The following is an 11177-nucleotide window of genomic DNA, read 5'->3' on the forward strand; positions in this document are numbered from 1 at the left end:
GAAACCCTCGCACAGCTCTTATCTACCCAAACGAGAGCCGGGTGGCAATCGGTCATACGCGGAACAGGTAGTTCCTGACCTCGTCCCCGATCTTGGCCGTCGGCACCCACTCACTGCCGTGCCACGTGCTCATCCGGTACCCGCGCTCGGTCAGGAAGTCCGCGACGTCCTTGGCCTGGTATCCAAACCGCTCGACGTGCCGTTCCTCGATCTCCAGCAGGAAAGCGGGCTTGAGCCGCTCGATCGTCTCAACGGCCCCCTCGAGCACCTTCAGTTCGGCCCCCTCGACGTCCGCCTTGACGAAGTCGAGCTTCCTGATTCCCTGCTCCTCGACGAAGTGGTCCAGCGTGTCCGTCTTGACCAGTACGTCCAGGTGCTGGTCGAACTCGTCGTTGGACCCGAGCCCGTTCGCCCCGACCGTGAGGAACGACCGCCCGGTCACCGGACTCCCGTGCCGCACCGGCACGGACATGACCTCACGCCCCTGCTTCTCAGCACCAAGAGCCACCGAGTGCCTCTTGATGTTCGCCCCTTCCCGCGGCCGCAGCACGTACGAGAGGGCAGGATGCGCGAACACCAACGGCTCGACGCTGTGCACAGTCCCTTGTGGACCGACCAGTCTCGACAGGGTCACCGTGTAAAGCCCCAGCGCGGCCCCGACGTCCACACAAACGTCTCCAGGCTTGACGACCTTGCGGAGCCCGATCAGCTCCGCCTCGGCATAGGGCGTGAGCCGCGCAAGGGCCTGCAATCCGGCAACAACCGCGGCACTGCGAAGTTGGGTCAACACCTCGCCAGCCTAGACGTGCCCGTTCCTGTGCTGTTCCCCCGCAGGCAGCCCGATCTGGTCCGCGAACTCGGCAGCCACCCTCTCCCCGCCGTACACGCTGAGAGCCTTGACGAGGTGCAACCGCAGGTCCTTCCGATGTGCGTCCTCGAGCTCGGGCATGGCCCGCTCCACACTGCTGACCAACGACTCGGCCCAATGCCCAGCAGGCTCCCGCTGCGCGAGCTTCACCAACTCGGCCAGGTGATCAGCCAGCTTGACCGCCTCAGCGACCTGGTACCCGTTGCGCTGCAACCACCAGATCGTCGCCGTGCCGACGTCCGTCAGCACCTCGTCCCGCAGGTACCGGATCTCAGCCCGCTCGACGTCCCGCTCAGCCAACTTGAACGTGGAGTTGCGAAGCAGTTCGATGTGCTTCCTGGCCATCTCCAGGTCCTCGTCGCCGACCGAGACCTTCACCTGCTCGGCCCGTGCCCACACATGCGTCCCAGGCACCTGCCGCTCAGTGGCGAGCTCATCCCCCAGCTGCACCTGCAGAGCGGCATGGTGCACCAGCATCGCTTTGGAACTGATCTCCTTGGCCCGCTGCAGAACGTGGTGGATGGCAGCACTCCGCGGCGAGTTGTGCCGCAACCCGGTAGCCAGATCAAGCCGCCACACCACCGTGAACTTGAGCCGGAAGTCCAGCCCGTACACCGCACTGGCCAACGGCGTCTCGAACTCCTGCTGATGACTGCTCGCCGGCGGCACGAAGGTGATGTCGTCAGCGCGCTTGGGCACCCTCCTGCGCCACCAGGCCTTGAGGGAACCAAGAGGGCCAGGACGGAAGTCGGGCCAGGGTCTGCTCACACGCCCTCCCTACCTGACGTTTGTGCCCGGCAGAAGGTGGCCTGCCTCACTTCCCTCCAACGGCCGCAGGCGCCGTTACCTGGTCCTCACGGTGCGTGAGCGGCGTGCCGGTGCGCGGTAGGCGGGGGCGCTGGTCAACTCGGTGGCGGTGTCCCGCTAGACTGCTGGTGCCCGCCCTAGTAGCTCAGGGGATAGAGCATCGGTTTCCTAAACCGTGTGTCGCAGGTTCGAATCCTGCCTGGGGCACCACCTTTCGCCGGGTGAAATCAAGCTCTGACCAGCGGCAACGCGGTCGGAGCTTGATCTATTTGATCACCCACCCGACCGCACGTGCGCGATGTACGGCTCGTAAGCCGACAGATCCCGCGAAGGCTCATACCTGCTCAGGTAGTAGTAGTCAGCCACGATGTTGGCCTGCTGCTCGGTGTTGAAGTCAGCGAACGTCTTCCCGACCAGCCCCTCCGCGCCGCCGTAGTCGTAGAGGCTCTTCACGAAGAACCCGGCCATCGCAGTCGGCAGCAGGCTGAAAACGCTGCGCCCGTGCTGGTACTGGTAGGCGTGGGTCAGCTCGTGCACCAACCAGCGCTCGTACCGAGCCTGCTGCTGCGGCTGGGTCAGCACTCCCCGAGGGAACGTGACCAGCCGAGGCAGGGTGCGGGCCACGCCGAAGCTGCCCAGCAGGCCGCCTTCGGCGAGGCTGAGGGCGCTGATGTCCAGGGCGTCGCCGAACACCTCGTGGGCTATCGAGGCCTCGTGTGACTCCAGGCTTCGGCGGAACACAGGTCGGAACACCATGGCGGCTCCCCTGTCGGCTGCGGGCTACCGATGTTAGGTGGGGCAACCGCCGTGAGGAGATACGACAGACCGCGAGCACCTACCAGCAGAAGTACCCGCGAGTTGGAGGAGTGATGCTCCCCCAACGGTTACGGCGGCATCAAGCAACGTGTCACCATGCCGGACAACACATGGAGCGGCACCCCGACCATGCGCTGCTACAAGAAGAACAGCTCCGACTCGACCGACACCAAGATCACCTGGTCCCGCGTCGGGTACCGGGGCCGCTGAACCGGTAGCGCATCTCCTTCAGCTCCACCCCGCCGATGGTCTCGGTCTTCACGAGGCCATCGGCGCGGAACCCGAGCCGCTCGTAGAACCGCCGTGCTCGCGGGTTCTCGTCGAACACCCACAGCACCACGTCCTGCTCGTCACCCAAAGCGGCGCGTGCCAGTTCGTAGCTCAGCGGAGTCCCCCATGCCGAGGGCAGCACGTAGATCGCGAAGATCTCGAACGCGGCATCGGGCTCACGGGCCGGGCCGACCGCGCAGAACCCGGCCACCTCACCGTCGACCAGCCCCACCCACACGCCGCCGCGCGGGATGCCTCGTTCCCACATCGCCGTGCGCTCCTGCACGGAGAGCGCGTCGAGCACGGAGTCCGGCACGAGGCCGCGGTAGGCCGTCCGCCAGGTCTCGACGTGCACGTGGGCCACGGCTGGAGCATCGGACACAACCGCTGGTCTGACTGTCATGACTCCCCCAAGAGTGATGGACCGCACCCCCAATCATCCCAGTTGCGGCGCGCTGTGACAGAACCATGACGAACCACCGACGGGACCTGGACAAACGCCGGGCACCGTGGAACCCATGAACGTCCACTTGAAACGATGGCTCGCGGTCTCGGGGGCCGCCGTGGTCATCGCGACGGGCGTCGTGGCCGGGGGCTCCTACTGGCGGCTCGAGAGCAATCTCAAGACCGTCGACCTCTCCAGGGAGATCACCCACCCCAGGCCTCCGTCGACGCCTGGGCGCCCCCTCAACATCCTCCTCATCGGCAAGGACGACGGGCGGTCCGACACCGCCATGGTCGTGCGGCTGAACGCCAAGGGCGACCAGGCACGCGTGGTCAGCATCCCGCGCGACACGATGGTGCCGAGGCCTCGCTGCGGGGCCAACCCGCCAGCTGCGATCGCCATGTTCAACAGCGCCTTCTCCACGGGCGGCGCCGCGTGCACCGTGGCGACGGTCGAGCAGATGAGCGGCATCCGGATCGACCACTTCGTGCAGATCGACTTCAACGGGTTCCGCGACGTGATCGACCGGCTCGGCGGCATCGACGTCACGATGCCCGAGGCGATCCACAACGAGAAGAGCGGGCTACACGTGCCGGCCGGGCCCTCGAAGCTCGACGGGACGCAGGCGCTCGCGTTCGTCCGGACCCGCTACAGCATCGGTGACGGCAGCGATTTGAACCGCATCAAGAACCAGCAGCTGTTCATGCGGGCACTGAGCGAGAAACTGGCGAACGAGAACTGGCTCGCCAGTCCGGCGAAAACACTCGAACTCGCCGACGTGCTCACGAAGTCCATCGTCACGGACACCGGAATCGGCTCGATTCCGGAACTGGCCGATCTCGCGGGCAGGCTCACCGCGTTGAAACCGGACGCCATCACCTACGTGACGCTGCCGACCGAGAGCTACCTGCCCGACCCGAACCGGGTCCAGCCGAAACAACCGGAGGCGGACGCGCTCTGGCAGACCGCCTGAGCTAGCTGGCGGCCCCCTGCCACTCGCTCGGAAGCGGACCCGTGGGCCACGGCTGAGGAGACCCCCATGACTCCTCAGCCGTGGACGCGTTGCCCCAGTCAGCCACTCTCACCTCGACGGTCTCCCGGTCTCGTGAAGGACGTGGGGTCGAGGCTGTCAGACCTCCTCGTTATGGTGGGTCTCTGACTGCCTGTGCGGTGCGTGCGCCGCAGCTCAGACGGGTGGTCCTCGTTTTCCGGTCCGGACGGGGAGGAGGCCGCTTGGGACCCCGTGGCGTCTTCGCGGAGCGCTTCGCGCTGCTCTACGCGGAGGCAGGCGACCCTCCGTTGAAGAGGGTCACGGAGTCGGTCGCGCGTGCCCGCCGGACGGATGAACAGGGCAGGCCGCTCCGGGTGCCCGCCCAGCGGGTCAGCGACTGGCGGCGCGGGCGCAACGTCCCCGCCAGGTTCAGCGGGCTGAGCGCGGTCCTCGACGTCCTCGTCGGCGAGGCCCGCAAGCGCAGGCCCCACCCGGCGATCGACGGCCTGTACGAACTCGACGCGTGGCGCGTCCTCTGGGAAGAGGCGCTCGCGAGCCCCGTCACCGAAGCGGACACACCGCCTCAGGAAGACGGTTCCGTCTGCCCGTACATGGGTCTGAGCGCATTCGGGCCGCAGGACGCGAATTGGTTCTTCGGCCGGGAAAGGGCGACGAACGCACTTCTCGACCGGCTCGACGACAACGGCCTCACAATGCTCGTGGGCGCGTCCGGCGCCGGCAAGTCCAGCCTGATGAAAGCGGGCGTGCTGCCCCGGCTCAGCAAAGAAGCCGTGGTCTTCTCGCCCGGTACCGATCCGCTGAAGGAGTTCGCGCTCCAGGTGCCGGAGCTGGTCCACACGCTGGAGGCGGCGGACGCGGACGCCCTCACCGACTTCGCGCACGAGGTGCGGATCGCGGTCGGCGACCGGGTGGTGATCGTCGACCAGTTCGAGGAGGCGTTCACGCTCGGCGGCGACGAGAACCGGCTGCGGATCTTCGTCCAGGCCCTGCACGCGGCGGCCCGCAAGACGGCGGTCGTGCTCGGCGTGCGGGCCGACTTCTACGCCCGCTGCCTCGAGTTCCCCGAGCTCGCCGAGGCCCTGCAGACCAGGCAGATGGTGCTCGGCGCGATGTCCGCCGCCGAGGTGCGCGACGCCGTGACGAGCCCGGCCAAGGCCGCCGGCCTGCAGCTGGAGCCCGGTCTGGTCGACCTCATGCTGCGCGACCTGGGCACGCACAACCGCCGCGGCAAGGACGCGTACGACGCGGGCGCGCTCCCCCTGCTCAGCCACGCGCTGCTGGTCACGTGGCAGCGCAGGCAGGCGGGGCGCCTCACGATCGCCGGTTACCGGGCGGCCGGCGGCATCCAGGGCGCCGTCGCCACCACCGCCGAACGCGCCTGGTCGGACCTCGACGAACCGGCCAGGGCCGCCGCGAGGCATCTGCTCCTGCGCCTGGTCAGGGTCGGCGACGACACGCAGGACACGCGCCGCCGCTCCAGCCGCCACAGCCTGCTGGAGGTCAGCACGAACCTCCCGGCCACGGAACGCGCGCTCGAGGTCCTCACGCACGCCCGCCTGATCACCACGGACGCCGACTCGGTCGAGATCACGCACGAGGCGTTGCTGCAGGCCTGGCCGCGGCTGCGCAGCTGGATCGACGAGGACCGAGCGGGCAACCTCACCCGGCAGCGGCTGGAGGAGGACGCGGCGGCGTGGTCCGCGCACGAGCACGACTCGTCACTGCTTTACCGCGGCGCACGGCTGGAGGGCGTGCGGCAGCAGCAGGCCATCACCACGATCGCCAAGGAGTTCGTCCGCACGTCCGAACGCCAGCACCGCAAGAGCGTATGGCTGCGCAGGTCCGCGGTCGCGCTCGTGGCGGTGTTCGCGCTGATCGCGGCGGGCGCGGCCGTGATAGCGGTGAACCAGCGCAACGACGCCCAGTTCCGCCAGGTCGTCGCGGAGGCCGACCGGCTGACCGGGAGCGATCCGTCGCTCTCGGCCCAGTTCCTGATGGTCGCGCACCGCATGCGCCCCGCCGACCAGGGCGTGGTCGCGAAGCTGCTCGCCACCCAGCAGGTCCCGCTGGCGGTGCCGCTCGTCGGGCACACCGGCGCCGTCTACCTGACGACGTTCAGCCCGGACGGCACGCTGCTCGCCACCGCCAGCTACGACCGCACCGCACGCCTGTGGGACGTCCGCGACCGCAGCCGCCCCAAGCAGATCGCGGTCATCTCCGAGCACCGGAACTGGCTGAGCTCGGCGGTGTTCTCGCCGAACGGCAAGGTCCTCGCGACCACCGGCCAGGACGCGACGATCCGGCTCTGGGACGTGACGGATCCCAGCTCTCCCAAGGCTCTCAGGACGATCGAGACCGGCAACGGCCCGTCCTACCTGCTGGAGTTCAGCCCCGACGGCACGCTGCTCGCGGCGGCGAACGAGGACCGGTCGGCGCGGCTGTGGGACGTCCGCGACCCGGCGAACGCCAAGCCGTCCGGCGAGCCGTTGCGCGAGCACTCCGCCGCGGTCCGCTCGCTCGCGTTCAGCCCGGACGGCAGGACCCTGGCCACGACGGGCGACGACCAGACGATCCTGCTCTGGGACATCGCGACGAGGGCCAGGACCGGCAAGCCGATGACCGGCCACACCCTCGGCATCCACAGCGTCGCGTTCAGCGGCGACGGCAAGCTGCTCGCGAGCGGCGCCGACGACAAGATGGTGCGGCTGTGGGACCCGGCCACGCAGGACCCGGTGGGCCAGCCGCTCGTCGGCCACACCGGGCCGGTGTGGTCGGTGAAGTTCAGCCCGGACAGCCGCACGCTCGCCTCCGGCGCGTCCGATGCGACCGCGCGACTGTGGAGCCTCACCGACCCGGCCGCACCGACCGTGCTCGGCCGGCCGCTCGCCGCACGGGGCGCGGGCGTCTTCGCGGTCGGTTTCAGCCCGGACGGCGACTCGCTCGCGACAGGTTCCCTGGAGAACGCGGTGAACCTGTGGTCGTTGCCGCAGGCGATGCTCCTCGGCCATTCCTCCCAGGTGACGACGCCGTCGTTCAGTCCAGACGGCAAGATCGTCGCGACCGGCTCCGGCGACAAGACCGTGCGGCTGTGGGACGTCTCGAACCCGCAGCACCCGAAGCAAATGGGGCAACCGCTGCGCGGGCACGAACGGTCGGTCAGCAGACCGAGGTTCCGCCAGGACGGCAAGGTGCTCGCGACCGCGGCCGGCGACAAGACGGTGCGACTGTGGGACGTGACCGACCCGGAGCACCCGAAGTCGCTCGGCGAACCGCTGGTGCTGGCGAACAGGTTCGCGGCATGGGCGGTGTTCCGCCCGGACGGCCAGGTGCTGCTGACGAGCAACACCGACGAGTCCGTGCGGCTGTGGGACGTGCGCGACCCGGCCAAGCCCGTGCCGCTCGGCGCCCCGATGACGGGCCACGACGCGTACGTCAACGACGCCGAGTTCAGCCCGGACGGCCGCACGGTCGCCACGGCGAGCAGCGACAAAACCGTCCGGCTCTGGGACGTGAGCGATCCGGAACGGCCGCGGCAACTGGGAGAGCCGATCAAGGACGCCCAGGTCGTGGGGCAGGCGATCTTCACCGCGGACGGGAACACGCTGATCACCTCGGGCCAGGCGAAGGTGATCCGGTTCTACGACGTGCGCGACCGCGAGCACCCGGTGCTGATCAGCGAACTGAGCGGGCACACGGGCACGATCAGCGCGATCTCGGTCAGCGCGGACGGCAGGACGCTGGTGAGCAGCAGCGCGGACAGGACGTTCCGGCTGTGGAACGTCGAGGACCCGGCCCACCCGTTCTACCTCGGGCAGCAGATCGCCGGCGACTGGGCGGCGGAACCGCTGGCCCAGTTCTCCCCGCGGGGCAGCGTCCTCGCGACGGGCAACGCGGACGGCATCGTCCGGCTGTGGGACCTCGACGTGCAGCACGAGATCAGCCGGATCTGCACGGCCACCCGAGGCGTGCTGACCCCGGCGCTGTGGCAGGAACGTCTGTCCCAGATGGACTTCCGGGATCCGTGCTGACCCTCACCGCACAACTGCCCTCACCGGCAGCACCGCATCGGTTACTGTCCGCTTCATGGGTCTTCTTGCTCGGGTCGGCAGCTTGCGCGCGGTCGTCGCGGTGACCGTCGGGTTCATCGCCCTCAACATGATTCTCGTGGTGCTCGGCAACATCACGGACTACGGCACGAACGAGGCGTTCGTGCGGCACGTCCTCGCGATGGACACCACGTTCGGCACGGAACTGAAGTGGCGGGCGATCACGAGCCCGGCCGTCGTCACGATCGTCTACGTCGCGATCATCGCGTGGGAGGCGATCTCCGCGGTCCTGCTGACCGCCGGCACCATCGCCTACCTGCGCGACAAGGAGGACAGCGCGCGCAAGTTCGCGTCGGCGGGCCTGCTGATGATCGTGGCGCTGTTCCTCGGTGGTTTCATCACCATCGGCGGCGAGTGGTTCGCGATGTGGCAGTCGAAGGACTGGAACGGCATCGGCGCCGCCCTGCGCATGGTGACCATCGCGGGCTTCGCGCTGATCCTCGTGCACCTCACCCCGCGTCGGGCCACTCCGTAGTCGGCTCCACGCAGAACACCGGCCCGACACCCGCGTCGGCGCCCAGCTCACCCCACCAGTCGCGCTGCTCGGCGTCCTCGATCGCGTCGACCACCACGATCCCACCGGCCTCGTGCACGAACCCGACGAGGTCGCTGAGCACGTGCGACACCAGTTCGTCCGGCTTCTGGCAGCGCCCCTTCACCCGCACGGCCGCCACCCCGAGCGAGCGCACGAGCTCGATCTCCGCGGTGGACCCCTTGAAGTCACGCGCGCCGATGTGAATCCCCATGTCGGACAACAGGTCGAGGTTGTCGGCGGCCTCGCTGTCCTCGGACGCGAGCACGTGCACAGGGAACCCGAGCAACAACCGCCCGGCCTGCAACCCGGTGTCCGCGAGCACCCGCCGCACGTCCCGGACGAGGTCCGGGCTGTTCGCCAGGCTCTCCGTCAGGCAGACCGCGAGCATCTCCTCGTGCTGACAAGCCGCCTCCGCGGCCGTCCGCAACATCCACTCACCGAGCGGCAGCATCAGCCCGGTGTGCTCGGCCATCGACACGCACTTCTCGTGCTGGATCAGCCCGGCGTCCCGATGCCGCCAGTTCAGCTCGGCCTCGACGCACACCCGCGCCGACCCGTCGAGCTTCATGACGGGGTTGAACACGACCTCGATCTCGCCACTTTCCCATGCCCCGGGCATCACAGCGGCAAGCGCGAACTCCTCCTGCTCCCGCTTGTCCTGCGTGGCGTCGTGCAACCCCCACTGGCGCCGCCCGATGCGCTTTGCTCGCCGCAAGGTCATGTCCGAAGCACGTAACACCTCGGCGGGATGATCGCCGGGATGCAACCGCGGCAACACCCCGATCGACGCCGACACCGCAACCCCGTGCTCACCGAAGTAGACGGGCTCGGCGAGTTCGTGCTCGATGGTCCGAATCGTCGTGTCGACGTCCGGCGTCTCGACCCCGTTCTCCACCAGCACGGCGAACTCGTCACCCTCGAGCCGGGCAACCATCGCCTTCTCGCTGGAGAACACAGAACTGAGACGCTCGGCGACGAGCTTCAGCACCTTGTCACCGATCTCGCGCCCCAGCCCGTCCGTGATCACCGCGAAGGCGTCGAGATCGAGGTGGTAGAGCGTCACACCATGCTCGATGTCGCTGTGCAGCAACGATTCCAGCCGAGTGGTGAGGTACTGCCGGTTCGGCAGCCCGGTCAGCGCGTCGTGCAACGACTGGTACTGCAACCGCCCACCGAGCAACGTGAGCTGGCTGTCGTCGTCGATCATCACCACGAAGTGCCGCGGGTTGTCCTCAGGATCCTTCTGCACGGTAGCGGCCAACAACACCCGGAAGTGCTCACCATCCCGATCGATGAGCCGCGGCCGCTCCTCGACCCGCCGCAGCCGCCCGTACTTCAAACTGGCCAACGCGTCGTTGATGAGCGGCAAATCAGCCGGAGCGATCAAATCGGTCAACGTCATCCCGGCAACGTCTTCACGCCGAAGGATGTTGCACAACGCCTCGTTGGCCCGCTCCAACTCCCCGTCGAGACTGACCATCGCAATACCGGTGGAAGAATGGGTGAAAATGTCCTCGAAGCGCTCTTCGCTAGCTTGCAAATCAAGCTGCACGGCCCGATTCGCCCGCAACAGAGCCTGACTGACACTCTCCTGCTGCTCCAACACAAAGGCCTGGATGGCAGCGGTGTACGCAGCAGACACGGCCCCGATCACCAACGCGGCCCGCCGGGCATCGGCCCCCTCCTGCACGATGAACCGCGCAAGAACCTCGACGGACTCCCGCAAACTCTCGGCACCAACGCAGTGGATCTCCACCAGCCGAGCCCCCACCAGCGAGGCCACCTCGGGCTCCTCGACCAGCGCCTCGGCAACGACGTTGAGCAGCTCGTGCAACTCTTCAGTCAGCTTGGCAGCAGAAAGCGGTATGTACGCGGTCCGACTGACCTTGATCGCCCAGTCGCGCGCCAACGCGTCACGTCCCACCGGACGTGACGATCTCGCGTCGTCCTGGCTCGGCAACCCGTTCCACCTGACCTGCTCGGCGAGCAACGGTGCGGAAGCCTACCGCCAGCAATCCACACCGTCCCATTGCGCGGGGCTGTTCCCCCCAACGGGGTAATAGCGATCCCTGAGCGTTACAGCCTTTACTCGCTCATTCGGACCAATTTTCTCACGATCCAGCCCAACCCTCACCGCCCGATAGGACCACACGCGGCCAACGGCCCCTTGGCAAGGACGAACGGCCACACCACCCAGCGAAGCCGAAGGCGAGCCGTCCTGTCCTTCGTCCTCAGCAAGCGCACTGGGCGGTGGGGTCCCATCACGAGTCGCGCCATAGCACTTGCTGCACCTGAGGGGTGAGGTCAAGTCGACACGC

The 11177-nt window shown here is 68.0% G+C and carries 9 protein-coding genes and 1 tRNA gene; 5 read left to right on the forward strand and 5 right to left on the reverse strand.

The features are described from left to right. Nucleotides 1-52 precede the first annotated feature (52 nt). Complete coding sequence (locus tag IEY88_RS40995) at nucleotides 53-790, reverse strand: FkbM family methyltransferase (protein ID WP_189160291.1); 738 nt, start codon at nucleotides 788-790, stop codon at nucleotides 53-55. 9 nt (nucleotides 791-799) lie between these two features. After that, a complete protein-coding gene (locus IEY88_RS41000) occupies nucleotides 800-1636 on the reverse strand; it encodes a hypothetical protein (protein ID WP_189160292.1) in 837 nt (278 codons plus the stop codon). A gap of 173 nt (nucleotides 1637-1809) precedes the next feature. Here IEY88_RS41000 and IEY88_RS41005 point away from each other — a divergent pair. Next, nucleotides 1810-1885, forward strand: a tRNA-Arg gene (locus IEY88_RS41005). A 63-nt stretch (nucleotides 1886-1948) separates the two neighbouring features. On the opposite strand, the gene IEY88_RS41010 is transcribed toward IEY88_RS41005, so the two are convergent. Together IEY88_RS41010 and IEY88_RS41015 are read right to left on the reverse strand one after the other, a co-directional pair. Continuing rightward, nucleotides 1949-2431: a hypothetical protein gene (locus tag IEY88_RS41010; RefSeq protein ID WP_189160293.1), complete on the reverse strand. Its 483-nt coding sequence runs from the start codon at nucleotides 2429-2431 to the stop codon at nucleotides 1949-1951. Between the two features lie 235 nt (nucleotides 2432-2666). Further along, complete coding sequence (locus IEY88_RS41015; RefSeq protein ID WP_189160294.1) at nucleotides 2667-3125, reverse strand: GNAT family N-acetyltransferase; 459 nt, start codon at nucleotides 3123-3125, stop codon at nucleotides 2667-2669. 154 nt (nucleotides 3126-3279) lie between these two features. On the opposite strand from IEY88_RS41015, the gene IEY88_RS41020 reads away from it, so the two are divergent. The 3 genes from IEY88_RS41020 (at nucleotide 3280) to IEY88_RS41030 (ending at nucleotide 8799) form a co-directional block, all read left to right on the forward strand. Beyond that, nucleotides 3280-4179 carry an LCP family protein gene (locus IEY88_RS41020; protein WP_189160295.1) on the forward strand — a complete coding sequence of 300 codons (900 nt, stop codon included), beginning with the start codon at nucleotides 3280-3282 and terminating at the stop codon, nucleotides 4177-4179. Between the two features lie 260 nt (nucleotides 4180-4439). Beyond that, nucleotides 4440-8246: an nSTAND1 domain-containing NTPase gene (locus IEY88_RS41025; RefSeq protein ID WP_189160296.1), complete on the forward strand. Its 3807-nt coding sequence runs from the start codon at nucleotides 4440-4442 to the stop codon at nucleotides 8244-8246. A gap of 55 nt (nucleotides 8247-8301) precedes the next feature. Beyond that, complete coding sequence (locus IEY88_RS41030; protein ID WP_189160297.1) at nucleotides 8302-8799, forward strand: DUF2165 domain-containing protein; 498 nt, start codon at nucleotides 8302-8304, stop codon at nucleotides 8797-8799. Here IEY88_RS41030 and IEY88_RS41035 read toward each other — a convergent pair. Then, on the reverse strand, nucleotides 8774-10339 hold the full coding sequence (locus tag IEY88_RS41035; RefSeq protein ID WP_229694232.1) for a bifunctional diguanylate cyclase/phosphodiesterase: 1566 nt from the start codon (nucleotides 10337-10339) through the stop codon (nucleotides 8774-8776). The genes IEY88_RS41030 and IEY88_RS41035 overlap by 26 nt on opposite strands. A gap of 18 nt (nucleotides 10340-10357) precedes the next feature. Here IEY88_RS41035 and IEY88_RS44700 point away from each other — a divergent pair, with 18 nt between their 5' ends. Next, the gene (locus tag IEY88_RS44700; RefSeq protein WP_229694233.1) at nucleotides 10358-10792 is read left to right on the forward strand and encodes a hypothetical protein; all 435 of its coding nucleotides are present in this window, start codon (nucleotides 10358-10360) and stop codon (nucleotides 10790-10792) included. Nucleotides 10793-11177: the final 385 nt, after the last annotated feature.

It is taken from the genome of Lentzea pudingi (genome assembly GCF_014646255.1).
Classification (GTDB): domain Bacteria; phylum Actinomycetota; class Actinomycetes; order Mycobacteriales; family Pseudonocardiaceae; genus Lentzea; species Lentzea pudingi.